At 73.3% G+C, this 15,494-nt stretch carries 12 protein-coding genes; 8 read left to right on the forward strand and 4 right to left on the reverse strand.

The window, feature by feature from the left end; translation table 11 throughout:
• Positions 1-171: 171 nt before the first annotated feature.
• Positions 172-768 (reverse strand): NAD(P)H-dependent oxidoreductase, encoded by a 597-nt coding sequence (locus AB0Q99_RS32890; protein ID WP_363577677.1) that lies wholly within the window; start codon positions 766-768, stop codon positions 172-174.
• Between the two features lie 186 nt (positions 769-954).
• Positions 955-1,392, reverse strand: a complete 438-nt coding sequence (locus AB0Q99_RS32895; RefSeq protein ID WP_363577733.1) for a MerR family transcriptional regulator — start codon at positions 1,390-1,392, stop codon at positions 955-957.
• A gap of 223 nt (positions 1,393-1,615) precedes the next feature.
• Between AB0Q99_RS32895 and AB0Q99_RS32900 the strand changes: the two genes are divergently transcribed.
• The 3 genes from AB0Q99_RS32900 (at position 1,616) to AB0Q99_RS32910 (ending at position 3,904) form a co-directional block, all read left to right on the forward strand.
• The gene (locus AB0Q99_RS32900; protein ID WP_363577679.1) at positions 1,616-2,110 is read left to right on the forward strand and encodes a peptidylprolyl isomerase; all 495 of its coding nucleotides are present in this window, start codon (positions 1,616-1,618) and stop codon (positions 2,108-2,110) included.
• A gap of 175 nt (positions 2,111-2,285) precedes the next feature.
• Positions 2,286-3,077 (forward strand): arylamine N-acetyltransferase, encoded by a 792-nt coding sequence (locus AB0Q99_RS32905; RefSeq protein WP_363577681.1) that lies wholly within the window; start codon positions 2,286-2,288, stop codon positions 3,075-3,077.
• A gap of 176 nt (positions 3,078-3,253) precedes the next feature.
• Positions 3,254-3,904 (forward strand): hypothetical protein, encoded by a 651-nt coding sequence (locus AB0Q99_RS32910; RefSeq protein ID WP_363577683.1) that lies wholly within the window; start codon positions 3,254-3,256, stop codon positions 3,902-3,904.
• 156 nt (positions 3,905-4,060) lie between these two features.
• Here AB0Q99_RS32910 and AB0Q99_RS32915 read toward each other — a convergent pair whose 3' ends face one another.
• Positions 4,061-5,386 (reverse strand): LCP family protein, encoded by a 1,326-nt coding sequence (locus AB0Q99_RS32915; RefSeq protein ID WP_363577685.1) that lies wholly within the window; start codon positions 5,384-5,386, stop codon positions 4,061-4,063.
• A 472-nt stretch (positions 5,387-5,858) separates the two neighbouring features.
• Between AB0Q99_RS32915 and ssuE the strand changes: the two genes are divergently transcribed.
• The 5 genes from ssuE (at position 5,859) to AB0Q99_RS32940 (ending at position 13,637) form a co-directional block, all read left to right on the forward strand.
• Positions 5,859-6,416 (forward strand): NADPH-dependent FMN reductase, encoded by a 558-nt coding sequence (gene ssuE, locus AB0Q99_RS32920; protein ID WP_363577687.1) that lies wholly within the window; start codon positions 5,859-5,861, stop codon positions 6,414-6,416.
• Between the two features lie 373 nt (positions 6,417-6,789).
• Positions 6,790-7,557 (forward strand): ABC transporter ATP-binding protein, encoded by a 768-nt coding sequence (locus AB0Q99_RS32925; RefSeq protein ID WP_363577735.1) that lies wholly within the window; start codon positions 6,790-6,792, stop codon positions 7,555-7,557.
• A 17-nt stretch (positions 7,558-7,574) separates the two neighbouring features.
• A complete protein-coding gene (locus AB0Q99_RS32930) occupies positions 7,575-10,145 on the forward strand; it encodes an FtsX-like permease family protein (protein ID WP_363577689.1) in 2,571 nt (856 codons plus the stop codon).
• A 209-nt stretch (positions 10,146-10,354) separates the two neighbouring features.
• Positions 10,355-12,403, forward strand: coding sequence for a hypothetical protein (locus tag AB0Q99_RS32935; protein WP_363577691.1), 2,049 nt, complete (start codon positions 10,355-10,357; stop codon positions 12,401-12,403).
• A gap of 193 nt (positions 12,404-12,596) precedes the next feature.
• Positions 12,597-13,637 carry a glycosyltransferase family 2 protein gene (locus AB0Q99_RS32940; RefSeq protein ID WP_363577693.1) on the forward strand — a complete coding sequence of 347 codons (1,041 nt, stop codon included), beginning with the start codon at positions 12,597-12,599 and terminating at the stop codon, positions 13,635-13,637.
• A 99-nt stretch (positions 13,638-13,736) separates the two neighbouring features.
• On the opposite strand, the gene AB0Q99_RS32945 is transcribed toward AB0Q99_RS32940, so the two are convergent.
• On the reverse strand, positions 13,737-15,335 hold the full coding sequence (locus AB0Q99_RS32945; RefSeq protein ID WP_363577695.1) for an LCP family protein: 1,599 nt from the start codon (positions 15,333-15,335) through the stop codon (positions 13,737-13,739).
• Between the last annotated feature and the right edge of the window lie 159 nt (positions 15,336-15,494).

Raw genomic sequence — 15,494 nt, forward strand, 5'->3', positions numbered from 1 at the left:
GGGACGCGAAGATCACGCAGATCTACGAGGGGACCAACCAGGTCCAGCGGATCGTGATGGCCCGCAACCTCCCGTAACCCCGCCCGACCTGTACGACCCGGCCTGACCCGCACCGGCCCGCACCGGCCCGCACCGGCCCGCACCGGCCCGTACCGGCCCGTACCGGCCTCGTCAGCCGAGCAACGCCGCCGCCTGCTCCCGCGCCTGCCGCAGCCAGTCGGTGCGCAGGGCGGCGGGCGAGTCGGTGACGGTGCGGAACACCGTGCGCCGTACGTCGGTGACGCCGACGTACGGCAGCACGCAGGCCGCCCAGATCCGTTCCAGCGGATCGCCGAACTCGTCGTGTTCGCGGGCCTCGGGCGTGTCCGAGGTATTCAGCACCAGGGCCCGCCCGGCCCGCAGCAGCCCGGTCGGTTCGCCGTCGGCGCTACCGAGCTTGTACGCGACGCCGGGGGCCAGCACCCGCTGCACCCAGCCGACCAGGACGGCGGGCGGCATGCCCCACCAGTTGGGGTGGATCAGCACGAGCGCGTCCAGAGTGGCCAACTCAGCTTGGTGGCGGGCGAGTTGGTGGTCGGTGGGGCACTCCGCCGGGTCCACCGTGCCGGTCTCCTCGGCGCTCAGCAGCGGCGGGAAGCCCTCCGCGTAGAGGTCGTGGGTCCGTACCTCGCAGCCGCGTTCCCGGAGTTCGTCCACCACGGCCCGGTACAGCGCGTGGTTGAAGCTGCCCGGCCGCGGATGTGCCAGGTAGACCCCGATCGTGATCATCGTCCGTTCCCCTCACACTGGTTGGCGATGGTGATGCTGCGGCCCGTGGCGGCGGTGGGGCCCCGGACCGTGACCGACGACGCGGTCGCCCGCGAGCACGCCGACGAGGTCCGGGGCGCGATGGACACCGTGCCGACGGGACGGGCCGGCCGCTCTTCCTCGGCCCGGCCCGTGTCGAGCGCCCGGCTAGGCGACCTCGGCGGACGGCTTTCTGGAGGACGGGTTCCCGGCGGACTGCTCGCTGGTGGACTGCTCTCCGGAGGACGGTTCTCCGGAGGCGGTCGCGATCACCTCGTCCAGCACCTCGCGCGAGCGCAGCAGGTCGTTGATCGTCCGGTCGATCCGCGCCCGCTCGGCGGTGAGCTCCTCGACCAGCAGCGGGGTGGCTGTCTCGCTCGGACCGCCGTCGGAGTCCCGCATGCAGGGGAGGATCTTGTAGATGGTGCGGCTGTGCAGCCCGGCCGCGAACAGCTCCTGGATGTGCACCACCCGGTCGACGGCGGCCTCCGAGTACTCCCGGTGGCCGCCGTCGGTGCGGCGGGCGGCCAGGAGGCCCTGCTGCTCGTAGTAGCGCAGCGAGCGTTCGCTCACGCCCGTCCGCCGGGCGAGTTCGCCGATCCGCATGCCGTCCACCCCGTCATCCGATCCGAGCCTCGAAGAGCCTTGCCGTGAAAGGGCCGTGCCTCGAAGGGCCGCGCCGCGATGGGACGTGAACCTGACACCGATGTTAGCTTCTCCGGTTCGGGCCTGGCTACGGACACGGACAACCCGGATAACACGGCGGTCCCGGCCCGTTCCTTGCCGGGGGTACCGCGCGGGAGACGGCCGCTCGTGCCATGATCCCTGCATGAGTTCCAACGTTTTCTTCGACATCACCATCAACGACGAGCCGGCCGGCCGCATCGTCTTCAAGCTGTTCGACGAGGTCGTCCCGAAGACGGCCCAGAACTTCCGCGAGCTGGCCACCGGCCAGAACGGCTACGGCTACGAGGGCTCCGGCTTCCACCGCGTGATCCCGTCCTTCATGCTGCAGGGCGGTGACTTCACCAACCACAACGGCACCGGCGGCAAGAGCATCTACGGCGCGAAGTTCGCGGACGAGAACTTCGAGCTGAAGCACGACCGCCCGGGCCTGCTGTCGATGGCCAACGCCGGCCGCAACACCAACGGCTCGCAGTTCTTCATCACCACCATCGTGACCGACTGGCTGGACGGCAAGCACGTCGTCTTCGGCGAGGTCGTCGAGGGCATGGACCTGGTGAAGAAGATCGAGTCGCTCGGCTCGCCGAGCGGTCGCACCTCGGCCTCGATCAAGATCGCCAAGTCCGGCGAGGTCAAGTAGTCGCCGCTGCCCCTGGCACGCGTGCCGCCCCGGAGTGGGACGTCGGATCCGCCGACCTCCCACTCCGGGGCGGTGGCGTTCGCGGCCCGCACCCGGGCGGCGCCCGGCCCCGGACGCCGGTCCTAAGCCGAAGGACCGATTGGCCGGGCGCCCCCGGCCCGGCTGGAATGGGCGAATGGATCACGACAAGGCGTACGAGGAGCTGGCACCCACCACACGGACGGCGTACCTGACGCGGATCGGCGTGCCGGACCCGGGGGAGCCGTCGGCGCGGGAGCTGGCCCGGCTGCAGGAGGCCCACCTCCGAGCCGTCCCCTTCGAGAACCTGAGCATCCACCTCGGCGAGCCGGTCGTCCTGGACGCGGCGGCCCTGGTGGCCAAGCTGGTGGACCGGCGGCGCGGCGGGTTCTGCTACGAACTGAACGGCGCCTTCGCCGAGTTGCTGCGCTCCCTGGGCTACCGGGTGAGCCTGCTGGCCGGCCGGGTCTTCAGCGGGGAGCACCCCGGCACGCCGTTCGACCACATGGCGATCCGGGTCGACCTGGACGAACCCTGGCTGGCCGACGTCGGCTTCGGCTGGTTCAGCCGGCTCCCGCTGCGCCTCGACGAGCGCGGTCCGCAGTCCGACCCGCACGGCACCTTCACCGTCGTCCCGCACGGCGCCCACGGCGAGCTGGACGTCCGGATGAACGGAGCCCCGCAGTACCGCCTGGACCCGCAGCCGTACGCGCTCGCGGACTTCGTCCCGACCTGCTGGTGGCGGAGCACCTCGCCGGACTCGCACTTCACCCGTACGACCGCCTGCTCCGGGCTCGCCGAGGACGGCGGCCGGACGACGATCAGCGGCACCCGGCTCATCCGCACCGCGCCCGACGGCACCCGCTCCGAGCGGCAGCTCACCGAGGCCGAGACGCTGACGGCCTACCGCGAGCACTTCGGCATCGTGCTCGACCGGCTGCCCGGCTGAGACCGGACGGGCGTGCGGTCGGGGCGGGGGAGGGCAGGGTATCCGGGTGCGCGACCGCCCGGGGGCTGAACCGCGCAATCGGGCCGGCCGTCGCCGCCGTCGACCTACGCTCTCCTCCTCCTCGGAAGCGGGCCGAGCCGCGACCGAACTCGACTTTCCGGCAAGGTGGTTCACCGATGATCGAGCAGATCGCCGATGACGGCGAGGTGACGTACGAGCAGGTGACGGTGGTCTCCCTGACCTCCTGCGAACCGGCCTCCGGCCAACCGGACTCCCGAGAACAGGCCTTCGGTGAACCGGCCTTCGGCGAACCGGCCGCCTCCCTCACGCCGGTCGGCCCGGCGCGGTTCGCGGTCCGGGTCGTCCGCGAGGGCATGACCGTCAAGCGGGTGGCGGGCTACTGGGTGCGCTGGGACGAGCGCCCGGACGAGGAGGAGATCCGCCACCACTCGCGCTGGATCGCCGACGAGGAGTACGTCCGGCCGGGCACCGGCAGCCTGGACGGCACGCTCGCCGTGACGGTCGCCGCGTACTGGTCGGACGGGGCGCGCGGCTTCTCCCGCCGCCCGAGCACGGAGACCGCGGTGATCTTCCGGCCCGGCGAGACCGAGCACCGACTGGTGCTGGAGCAGGCCGCGCCGCACCGCCCGGCGGCCCTGTCGGTGCAGCTGGCGAACGCCCGCTGGCTGGGCGGCGACGGGCAGCCGATCCACTACGGCTACGCGGGCGCGACCGAGGACGCGGGCGGCGAGGGGGAGTGGCTGGTCCGCTTCCCGGAGTGCGGCACGGGCCTGCTGCCGTACGCCGGTCAGACCGAGGCGGGATAGCCCGGACCCGGTGGAACGCGACCGCCTCCCGGACCGGGTGGCCCAGGAGGCGGTGGCGACGGCGGTGCCGGCGGTGGTGGACCGGGGCGGCGGCGGGCGGCGTCCGCTCACTCCGCAGCCGCAGCCGCAATCGCAGCCGTCACCCGACAGCCGCCGCTACTTGATGTCCGGCACCGCGGTGTCGTTCTTGAAGGCGTCGAAGACCTGCTTGGACTTGTTGGCGTCCCACAGCACGGCGGACTCGCCGGTCTTGGTCCGGTAGTCCGGGTTGCCGATCGGCACGGTCAGGCTCTTGCCGCTGCCGCCGTTGACGTCCTTCATGGCGAGGAAGAGCGAGCCGAGGTCGGTCAGCCCGCAGTCGTCGTCGACGATCAGGGTGCCGAGCGCCGAGTCGACCAGCGGGTAGAAGGTGAACGGGTCGAGCAGGTTGCCCGGGGAGGCGGCCTGGTGGGCGAGGGCGCCGAGGAACTTCTGCTGGTTGCGCATCCGGCCGAGGTCCTGGTCGGCCATCTGGTGGCGCTGGCGGACGAAGGCCAGGGCCTGCTTGCCGGTGAGGGTCTGGTCGCCGGCCTGGAGGTCGAGGCCGGAGTCCTTGTCCTTGACCGGCTGGTCGATCTTCATCTCCACGCCGCCGATCGAGTCGACGATGCCCACGAAGCCGGCGAAGCCGATCTCGGCGTAGTGGTCGATCCGGATGCCGGTGTTCTGCTCGACGGTCTGGACGAGCAGGCGTCCGCCGCCGGAGCCGAAGGCCGAGTTGATCTTCGCGGTGGTGCCCTTGACCGACTTGCCGTTGCTGCCGGCGTGCTCGGGGATCGGCACCCAGGAGTCGCGCGGGATGCTCATCAGGGTGTTCCCGTTCTCCCCGATGTGCAGGATCATCATCGAGTCGCTGCGCTTGCCCTCGGTGTCGTGCCCGGTGTGCAGGTCGTCCTGTTCGGAGTCGGTGAGGCCCTGGCGGCTGTCGGAGCCGACGATCAGCCAGTTGGTGCCCTTGCCCGCGGCCGGGCGGCCCGGGTAGTCGGCGAGCACGTTCTCGTGGTTGAGCTTGGAGTCCGCCCAGAACCAGGTCGAGACGGCGGTCAGCATGACGGCGATCAGCAGGCCGAACACCGACCACTTGACGATCCGCCGCCGCGGCCAGCGTCCGGCGGCCTGCGCACCGGCCGGCCGGGCACTGCCGGGGCCGCCGGGCCCGCCCGGACCACCGGAGCCGCCGGGGCCGCCGGGCCCACCCGGTCCACCCGGACGCCCGAGACCGGCCGGGCCGCCGGGCCGGACGCCCGGCGTGCCGGCCCCCTGCTGCGGGACGCCGCCGAGCCGCGACGGCTCCGGCTGCCCGGGCTGTGCCGGTGCGGACTGCCCCGGGCCGCGTGGGTTCAACGAGGCCGGCAGCGGCGGCTCGGCCGCCGCGCCGCCGCCTCCGTTGCCGCCGTACGGGTTCCCGCCGCCCCCCGGGCGGCCCTCCTGCCAGGTGTTCATGCCGTCGAGGATGCCCGACCCCGGTGGGGCTGACTCCCCCCGGGGGGCCTGCCAGGCCTCTTGTAGCCGTTTTGATGCACGTACCGGATCGTTCCGCCGAAAGGTCCGCGGCAAGGCCTGCGGCAAGGTCCGCGGCGGCCCCCGCGGCGACGTCCGCCGCGACCCCTGCCGCCCGGGCCCGCCGCAACGCCCGGACACCCGGCGTTCCAGAGGCTGAAACGTTTCTTGACCGGCCCGAACACGGCGTGTTTGCATTCCGGACATGGATCAGCGTTGGGCACTCACGCGTCGGCGGTACGTCGACCTGCGGCGCGGTGTGGCCTGTTCGCTCTGTCGCGGCTGACGCGCGCCCGTCGAATCCCGCACGTCCACCGACGTAGCGCCCCCGGTACCGGACCCCACTCCGGTGACCCCACCGCAGCGCCTCCCCCCGCTGCGCAGCGCCGCCCCGCTTCCAGCCAGAGGTGAACCCATGGCCGTCGTCCTGTCCGTTTCCGGCTCCCCGTCCGCCACCTCCCGCACCACCCGCCTGCTGCGCCACGTCGACGCGCGCCTGGCGGACCGCGGCCACCACGTCGTCCCCTTCGAGGCCCGCAGCCTGCCCGCGCACGCGCTGCTGTCGGGCGACTTCGACCACCCCGAGATCGTCGCCGTCACCGAGCTGTTCGCCCGCGCCGACGGCGTCGTCATCGGCACCCCCGTCTACAAGGCCGCCTACTCGGGCCTGCTGAAGGCCCTGCTCGACGTGCTCCCGCAGTACGCGCTCGCGGGCAAGACCGTCCTGCCGCTGGCCACCGGCGGCTCGCCCGCGCACGTCCTCGCGGTGGACTACGCGCTGCGCCCGGTGCTCAGCTCGATGGGCGCCGGCCACATCACCCAGGGCTGGTTCGTCCTCGACCGCCACGTCACCGCCCGCGAGGACGGGACGACCCTGCTGGAGCGCGAGACCGAGGGCCTGCTCGCCCCGGTCGTCGAGGGCTTCGCCACGGCCCTGGAGCGGCAGCCCGCTCCGGCGCTGTCCGGCTGCTGACCGGCGTTCACCGGCCGCTGACCGGCCCGGGCGACCAGCACCGCGGCCCGTACGGGGCGTCCCCGAGACGGGCCGCGGCGACCCCTAGGGGGAGGTGCCCCGCACCCCGCAGAACCTTGGTTGAGCCGCTTCATTCCGTCGGATGACGAGCCGTCCGCCGTCCGCTCCTAACGTGGTTCACACATCCCCACCACGCAGGAAACGGCCCGATCCGGCCGGGTCCGGCAGCCCGGTCCACCGGGAGGGTGGGGGTGACTCCCGGTCGAGGACTACCGCCAGCACCATGTCGCCAGGCGGGCGGACCCGTGAGGCTGGGGCAAACGGGTGAGCGCATCTTCCATAGGAGACTCCAGTGACGACGGCAGCAGCAGCCGTGTACGACCCCCAGCTTCCCGGCGGAGCCTCCGCCGTCGCCGCTTCGGCCCGTCAGGTCACCAAGGCGTACGGCTCGGGCGAGACCAAGGTCACCGCGCTCGACGCGGTCGACGTCGACATCCAGCGCGGCCGGTTCACCGCGATCATGGGCCCCTCGGGCTCCGGCAAGTCCACCCTGATGCACTGCCTGGCCGGGCTCGACACGGTCAGCAGCGGACGGATCTGGATCGGCGACACCGAGATCACCGGCCTGAAGGACAAACAGCTGACCAGACTGCGCCGGGACAAGATCGGCTTCATCTTCCAGGCGTTCAACCTGCTGCCGACCCTGAACGCGCTGGAGAACATCACGCTGCCGATGGACATCGCCGGCCGCAAGCCCGACCAGGCCTGGCTGGACCAGGTGGTGGAGACCGTCGGCCTGGCCGGCCGGCTCAAGCACCGCCCGACCCAGCTCTCCGGCGGCCAGCAGCAGCGCGTCGCGGTGGCCCGGGCGCTGGCCGCCCGCCCCGAGATCATCTTCGGCGACGAGCCCACCGGGAACCTGGACTCCCGGGCCGGCGCCGAGGTGCTGACCTTCCTGCGCCGCTCGGTGGACGAACTGGGCCAGACCATGGTGATGGTCACCCACGACCCGGTCGCCGCCGGCTACGCGGACCGCGTGCTCTTCCTCGCCGACGGCGTGCTCGTCGACGAGATGCACGCGCCCACCGCCGACTCCGTCCTCGAACGCATGCGCCGTTTCGACGGCAAGCGCACCAGCTGAGCGGCGGGACGACGACCATGCTGCTCAAGACCTCACTGCGGAGCTTCTTCGCCCACAAGGGCCGGATGGCGCTCTCGCTCATCGCCGTCGTGCTGTCGGTGGCCTTCGTCTCCGGCACCCTGGTGTTCTCCGACACCGCCACCAGCACCTTCGACAAACTGTTCGCCGCGACCGCCTCCGACGTCTCCGTCCAGCCGCCCAAGCCGGCCGAGGACGACGAGCAGCAGGCCGCCGTCAAGCCGCCGACCGTCCCGGTCGCGCTGGCCGAGCAGATCGCCGCGGTGCCCGGCGTGAAGAAGGCCGTCGGCCAGGTCATGGTCGGGAACGCGATCCTGATCGACCCGGCCACCAACAAGCTGGTCGGCCCGACCAGCGGCGCGCCCACCCTGGTCGGCAACTGGACCGACACCCCGCGCAACCCGCTCACCGTCACCTCCGGCCACGTACCGCAGAACTCCGGCGAGCTGGTGCTGGACGCGGACACCGCGAAGAAGGCCAAGCTCGGCCTCGGCGCCAGGATCCGGGTCGAGAACGCCGGCGGCAAGCACGACTTCACCATCGCCGGCATCGCCACCTTCACCGCCACCAACCCGGGCGCGGCGCTCGCCTTCCTGGACACCCCGACCGCCCAGCAGCTGCTGCTCGGCGAGCCGGCCTACACCTCCGTCGAGGCCTTCGGCGACGGCACCCGCAGCAACGACCGGCTCAAGGCCGACGCGGTGGCCAAGGTCGGCGGCGGCTACCAGGTCAAGACCGCGGCCGAGCAGAAGGAGGAGAGCACCAAGCAGATCGGCAGCGGGCTCGACTTCATGAAGTACGCGATGCTCGGCTTCGCCTTCGTCTCGGCGATCGTCGGCGGGTTCCTGATCATCAACACCTTCTCGATGCTGGTCGCCCAGCGCACCCGGGAGATCGGTCTGCTGCGCGCCGTCGGCGGCAGCCGCCGGCAGGTCAACCGCTCGGTGCTGGTCGAGGCGCTGATCCTGGGCGTGCTCGGCTCGACCCTCGGTGTCGCGGCCGGCTTGGGGGTCGCGCTCGGCCTGATCAAGCTGATGAACGCGATCGGCATGGACCTCAAGGCGGCCGACCTGCAGATCGGGCCGGACGTGTTCATCGCCGGCTACGCGCTCGGCATCGTGGTCACCCTGGTCGCGGCCTGGTTCCCGGCCCGCCGGGCGAGCCGGATCTCGCCGATGGCCGCCCTGCGCGACCACGGCACCCCGGCCGAGGGCCGCGCCAACCTGGTCCGTTCGGTCGTCGGCCTGCTGATGACGGCGGTCGGCGGCGGCGCGCTGGTGCTCGGCGCGCGGTCGGAGAAGGCGGCCACCGGCGGCCAGTACCTGGGCCTGGGCGTGGTGCTCACCCTGGTCGGCTTCGTGGTGCTCGGCCCGCTGCTGGCCTCGGCCATCGTCCGGGTGCTCGGCGCGGTGCTGCCGGCCCTGTTCGGCCCGTCCGGCAAGCTCGCCCAGCGCAACGCGATGCGCAACCCGCGCCGGACCGGCGCCACCGCCGCCGCGCTGATGATCGGCCTGGCACTGGTGATCGCCTCCTCGGTGTTCAGCTCCTCGGCGGTCACCTCGGCGAGCGCGCAGATCGACAAGTCGGTGGGCGTCGACTACATCATCTCGGGCGGCCGCGCCGAGGTCACCCAGGAGATGCTGGACATCGTGCGCCGGACCCCGGGGATCGACCACGTCACCACCCAGAAGGGCTTCCAGGCCGCCAAGGTCCAGCTGCCCGACGGGCAGAAGGCGAAGACCGGCCTGGACGCGGTGCCGCCCGCCTTCTTCGGCACCGACTTCCGGCCGACCGTCAAGTCCGGTGCGGTGGAGTCGATCGGGCGCGGCTCGCTGGGCATCGGCGAGGCCTTCGCCAAGGACCACGGCCTCAAGGTCGGCGACCAGGTGACCGTCGACTACGGCCGGGGCCGCACCCAGGTGCTGCCGGTCGGCGTGGTCTTCGCCAAGGGCGAGCTGTTCGGCAACGGCTCCTTCGTGGACATGGACACCATGGCCAAGGTGGTGCCGGCCGCCGAACAGCCGCCGGTGGACACGTTCTTCGCCAAGGCCGCCTCCGGCACCGACGTCGCCAAGACGCTGACCGCCCTGCAGGACGGGCTCAAGGAGTACCCGCAGCTGACCGTCAAGGACCAGGCCGGGTACAAGGAACTGGTGCAGTCCCAGATCAACACCCTGCTCTACCTGATCTACGGGCTGGTCGCCCTGTCGATCACGGTCGCGGTGCTCGGCGTGGTCAACACCCTGGCGCTGTCGGTGGTCGAGCGGACCCGGGAGATCGGCCTGCTGCGGGCGATCGGGCTCTCCCGCCGTCAGCTGCGCCGGATGATCCGGTTGGAGTCGGTGGTGATCGCGGTGTTCGGTGCCGTCCTCGGCACCGGGCTGGGCCTCGCCTGGGGCGTCACCGTGCAGGGCGTCCTGCGGGACCAGGGCCTCGCGACGCTCTCCATCCCCACCACCACGATCGCGATCACCCTGGTCTCCTCGGTGGTGATCGGCCTGGTCGCCGCCCTCGTCCCGGCCTTCCGGGCCGGACGGATGAACGTCCTCGCCGCCATCGCGACGGACTGATCCGGCGCCGGGGGGCGTCGGACCGGGGCCTGCGAACAGAGGCCGGGGAAGCAGGGGCCGGGTGCACACCGCACCCGGCCCCGCCGCGTGCGGCTCCGCCCCCGCGCCGCGTGCGGTCCGTCGGCGGCTGCCGGGCCCCTGCCGCGGGCGCTGTCCCGCCGCCGCCCCTGACGCGCGTTCAGCCTCCGAACGGCTGAGATGATCGTCCGATGTTCCCCTCGGACGCCCCGCCGCTGCCCAGCGCCGCGCCCCTCACCGTCGCGGCCGCCGTCCGCTGGCGCACCGCCCGGACGGCCTGGCGGCTGGACGGGCGCTGGCTCGCGCTGCTGCCGGTCGCGTTCGCGGTGCTGGCCACCGCCGTGGAACCCAGCGCCGCCCGGTGCAACGCCCAGGGCATCTGCCGGGACACCTGGGGCTCGGCGCTGGCCGGCTGGTCGGTACTGGCCGAGGTGGTCCTGCTGGCCACCAGGATCCGGATCCGGGTGCTGGTCCCGCCCGTCGTCCTGGCCCTGCTCTGGTACCTCCCCGACGGCCTGCTCACCCCGCTCGCCCGCTGGTCGGCGGTGCTGCTCCACGTGCTGCTCACCGCCGTCCTGCTGGGCGCCGAGGCCGGCCGCCGCCGCGCCCGCCGGCAGCTGGACGAGCTGATGGCCCCGCCCGTCCCCTTCCCGTGGACGGCCGCCGGCGCGCCCACGCCCGTCCACCCCGGCGGCTCGCCGGTCCGGCGCGACGGCCCGCCCGCGCTGAGCCGTGTCCTCGGCATCCTGCTGCTCGTCGTCGCCGCGGCCTTCCCGCTGTACGGGCTCTGGGCGCAGGCCCGGACGGAGGCCGCCGCCGAGCAGGCCGTCCGGGTGACCGGCACCGCGGGCACGACCGACCGGGACGGCGTGCTGACCGTCCGCTTCCCGCCGCCCGGCGGCGGCCCCGACCGCACCGCCGCCCTGGACGTCTGGTGGCGGCGGCGGCCGCAGCCCGGCGAGCCCGTCCCGCTGCTGGTGGACGGCGACTCCGTCCGCGCCCTCGGCGACGACTACGACCTCTCCGGCCAGCTGAGCGCCGGCGGCCTGATCGCCCTGCCCGGCCTGGTGCTGCTCGGCTCGGCCGCCGTCGCCACCGCGCGCCGCGCCCGCCCGGCCTTCGCCGGCTCGGCCCCCGCGCTCGCCGTCCGGGTCCGCGCCGACGCCCGCGGCGACCTGCTGGTCCTGCCGCTGGACGGCCCGCCGGACGGTCCCGGGCTCTGGCGCCTGGTCGAGCGCGACCGGTACCGCTGGGCCCACCGAGGCGCCCCGGACGGGGAGGGCCCGGCCTGGGTGTCCGAGTTCGAGTCGACTGACGACGAGGACGCCGACTACCCCGACCCGCCGGTCGGCCCCGACCCGGACTACGGGGACGACGGGGACGAGGACGTCGACGAGGACGACGAGTTCGACGAGGACCCGGTCGACCGCGCCACCCCCGCCGAGGCCGCCGCCTGGCTGGCCCGCGCCGGCCGCAGCGTGCCCGCCGTGCTGTACCGCGGCCCCGACGGCCCCGACCACCAACTCCTCGTCCGCCCCGGCCTGTTGGACCACGACCCGAACTGGGTGGCGGCGGTGGTCGCCCCCGCCGCACGGGCCCCGCGGTTCAGCCGCCGCACCGAGCGCTACCGCGAGCGCGAACTCGCCGTCGCCGCGTTGACCGCCGAGACGGTGGCCGCCGCCCCCGCGGCCGGGCCGGACAGCGAGCCGGTGCCCGCCCGCCGCTGGGAGATGCCGGCACCGCTGCGGGCGGCGGCCGGGCCGGTGGCGGCGCTGCTGGTCGCCACCGCCGTGGTGCTGCTCGACGACGACGGCTGGTGGGAGAACCTGGTGCGGCCGCTCTGGATCGGCTCGACGGCGATCCTCGCCTGCGCCCAGACGCTGTCCTGGCAGATGGTGGCCGACCGCGACGGCCTGCGGGTGGCCACCGCGCTGCGCACCCGCAGCTTCCGGTGGGCGGAGATCAGCGCGGCGGCGGTGCACCGCGACCTGCTCACCATCCGGCTGCGCGGCGGCCGGGAGTTCTCCTTCGCCAGCCGCCCGGCGGTCTGGCTGGCCGGCCACTTCGGCGACCGGTACGACCCGGTGGCGCTGGCCCGGACGGTGGCCACCGCCGCGCACCGGCCCGACCTGCGGCCCGACCGCGCCCTGCCGGACCGGCTGGGCGGTCCGCAGCACCTGGTGAACCGGCTCTCGCTGGCCGGCTACGCGATGTTCACGGTGGTCCACTACCTGCTCTGAATCCGCACCGGCCCCCCACCGGACCGGCACCGGATCCCCACCGGCCCCGCACCGGACCCGTCCGGTCCGGGCCCGCGTCGACGGCGGAGCACGGTGTTCTTGATCACAGTGCCGGTGCCGGGCCGCGAGGTGCGCGCGGCGGCCCCGACCGGGACGAGACGAGGACGCGTCCGCACCGGTACGGTGGGCCCCGATGAACACCAAGGCTGCTGAGGAGCTGCCGGCTGTCTCCGTGATCATGCCGGTGCTCAACGAGGAACGTCACCTGCGCACGGCCGTCCGGCGCATCCTGGACCAGGAGTACCCGGGGCCGATGGAGGTGGTGATCGCCCTCGGTCCCTCCCGTGACCGCACCGACGAGATCGCCGCCGAGCTGGTCGCCGAGGACCCGCGGGTGCGGACGGTGGCGAACCCCACCGGCCGGACGCCCGCCGGGCTGAACGCCGCGATCCGGGGCTCCCGCCACCCGATAGTGGTGCGCGTGGACGGCCACGGCCTGCTCACCCCCGGCTACATCGCGACCGCGGTCCGGCTGCTGGGCGAGATGGAGGCCGCGAACGTCGGCGGCATCATGCACGCCGAGGGCGAGACCGAGTGGGAGAACGCGGTCGCCGCCGCGATGACCTCCAAGCTCGGCGTCGGCAACGCCGCCTTCCACACCGGAGGCCTGGCCGGCCCGGCGGACACCGTCTACCTCGGGGTGTTCCGGCGCGAGGTGCTGGAGAAGCTCGGCGGGTACAACGAGGAGTTCATCCGCGCCCAGGACTGGGAGCTGAACTACCGGATCCGCCAGGACGGCGGCCTGGTCTGGTTCACCCCGCAGCTCAAGGTGACGTACCGGCCGCGGCCCTCGGTGCGGGCACTGGCCAAGCAGTACAAGGACTACGGCCGCTGGCGCCGGGTCGTCACCCGCTACCACCGCGGCTCGGTCAACCTGCGCTACCTCGCCCCGCCGGCCGCGCTGCTGGCGGTCACCCTCGGGGTGGTGCTCGGCGCCGCCGTCCACCCGGCCTTCCTCGCGGTGCCCGGCGCCTACCTGCTGGGCATCGTCGGCGGTGCCGTGACCGAGGGCCGCGGGCTGTCCGCCAAGGCCAGGGCGATGCTGCCGGTGGCGTTCGCGACCATGCACCTCAGCTGGGGCTTCGGCTTCCTCACCTCGCCGCGGTCGCTGGCCCGCCGGGTGATCGCCAGCGTCGGCCCGTCCGCGGAGGACGTGCTCTCCAAGACCGGCTGACGCCCCGTCGCGCCCGCCGTCGTCGGTGCGCACGGGGCCCTCGGGCCGTTCCCGTTCCCGCTCCCGTTCCCGCTCCAGGAACCGGGCTCGGGAGCGGACCTATTTGGCGCAGAGGTCGGTGTCGTCCGCCTGCACCCGCTGGAGGTCCTCGGGCGCCTCGGTCGGCACCCCCGCCGCCGTGCCGGGCGCGGTCAGGGCGTCCTTGCCGAGCACCAGCTGCAGCCCGGCCTTCGGGTCCGTCCTCGGGTCCGCCTTCGCGGCCGGCCGGACGGCGTCGGCGGGCAGTCCGAGGGCGGCGGCCAGGGCACCGGCCGCGGCCTCCTGGCCGGGCTGGTAGGTCACCGTGCTGCTCGCGGCGACCGGGGCGTCGCTGCCGACGGCGGCCTTGGCGAAGCCCTTCGTCCGGAGCTTGTCGACGGTCGGACCGGACTGCCCGCGCTTGCCGCTGCCGTTGCGGACCGTCACCTGGACGTCCGTGGTGTCCACCGCCGGGGCGGTGGCGGCCGGCGTCGTCGGTGCGCCCGGGGTGGCGCCGTCGGGGGCGGGCGGGGTGGCGGTCCCGGTCAGCGAGCGGTCGCCGGCGATCATCGCGAACACCTGCTGGGCGTCCGGCTGCTTGAGGATCACCCGGTCCTTGTCCTTGGGGTCGTCCAGGACGGGCACGGTGGCGAAGGTGATGTTCTTGGTGTCCACCTTGCTGATGTCCAGCGCGAGGTTCTTGAGCTTGTCGACGCTGCCGATGCCGTCGTCCACGGTGAGTGCCTTGGTGGCGGCGTCCGCGAGCTTGTACAGCTTGGTCGGGCTGGTCAGGGTGTCGTCGCCCTTGATCTTGCGGATCATCGAGCTGATGAACTGCTGCTGCAACGGGATCCGGCTGAGGTCGCCGCCCATGCCGACGGCGTGCCGGGTGCGGACGAAGGCCAGCGCCTCCTCGCCCTGGACGACGTGCCGCCCCTTGGTCATCTTGAGGTGGGAGCCGGAGTCGTTGATGTCCTTGGCCGCGCAGACCTCGACCCCGCCGACGGCGGTGGAGAGCGTCTTCACCGCCTCGAAGTTGACCTGCACGAAGTGGTCGACCCGGATCCCGGTGTTCTTCTCGACGGTCTTCCAGGTGCAGCCGGCGTCGCGCCCGCCCTGGCCGAGGCTGTTGTTGAACATGTCCCGTGCCGTGCCCGGGATCGTCTTCCCCCGGGCGCTCCGGCACTCCGGGATCGGCACCATCAGGTCGCGCGGGAGGCTGACCACCGTCGCGTTGGAGCGGTCCTTGGAGAGGTGGAACAGCAGGGTGGTGTCGGCGTGCCCGGTGCTGCCCGCGTCGCCGTACTCCCGCCCGAGGCCCTCCCGGCTGTCGGTGCCGATCACCAGGATGTTCAGCGCCTCGCCGGCGGCCTTGGGGCGTTCGGCCTCGTCGCCCAGCTGGACCTTGACCGAGGTCAGGTTGCTGTTGAAGTGCTGGTACAGGTAGTACGCCCCGCCGCAGCCCGCGGCCATCACCAGGGCGCCGGTCCCGGCCGTCCACTTGAGGGCCCGTCGGCGCCGCTGCCGCTTGGCGATCGCGGCGGCCCGCCGGCGGCTGTCCCGGCGGCCCTCCCCGGCCGGCGCCTCGGGCGGTTCGGCGGCCCGGCGACGGCGCTGCCGGGGGACACCGGGCGCCGGGTCCACGCGGTACCGGCCGGTTTCCGGTTGCTCCTCGTGCACGGGGGTTCCCTACCTTCGACCGGTCACGGCTACGGCCCGCCCGTCCTGGTGGGCCGATCCGGACACAGTAGACGAGCCGGGTGAAGGAAACGTTCCGGGTGTGATCCTCATCATGGTTGAACAAAGCGGAGGTAAATTCCGTTCGCCGTCTTACCTGTT

This window comes from Kitasatospora sp. NPDC086791, assembly GCF_040685975.1.
GTDB lineage: Bacteria > Actinomycetota > Actinomycetes > Streptomycetales > Streptomycetaceae > Kitasatospora.

Coding starts and splice junctions, on each gene's coding strand:
- AB0Q99_RS32895 (WP_363577733.1), bottom strand. CDS start 1,392: ATGCGGATCGGCGAACTCGCCCGGCGGACGGGCGTGAGCGAACGCTCG.
- AB0Q99_RS32935 (WP_363577691.1), top strand. CDS start 10,355: ATGTTCCCCTCGGACGCCCCGCCGCTGCCCAGCGCCGCGCCCCTCACC.
- AB0Q99_RS32930 (WP_363577689.1), top strand. CDS start 7,575: ATGCTGCTCAAGACCTCACTGCGGAGCTTCTTCGCCCACAAGGGCCGG.
- AB0Q99_RS32910 (WP_363577683.1), top strand. CDS start 3,254: ATGATCGAGCAGATCGCCGATGACGGCGAGGTGACGTACGAGCAGGTG.
- AB0Q99_RS32890 (WP_363577677.1), bottom strand. CDS start 768: ATGATCACGATCGGGGTCTACCTGGCACATCCGCGGCCGGGCAGCTTC.
- AB0Q99_RS32905 (WP_363577681.1), top strand. CDS start 2,286: ATGGATCACGACAAGGCGTACGAGGAGCTGGCACCCACCACACGGACG.
- AB0Q99_RS32940 (WP_363577693.1), top strand. CDS start 12,597: ATGAACACCAAGGCTGCTGAGGAGCTGCCGGCTGTCTCCGTGATCATG.
- AB0Q99_RS32915 (WP_363577685.1), bottom strand. CDS start 5,386: ATGAACACCTGGCAGGAGGGCCGCCCGGGGGGCGGCGGGAACCCGTAC.
- ssuE (WP_363577687.1), top strand. CDS start 5,859: ATGGCCGTCGTCCTGTCCGTTTCCGGCTCCCCGTCCGCCACCTCCCGC.
- AB0Q99_RS32900 (WP_363577679.1), top strand. CDS start 1,616: ATGAGTTCCAACGTTTTCTTCGACATCACCATCAACGACGAGCCGGCC.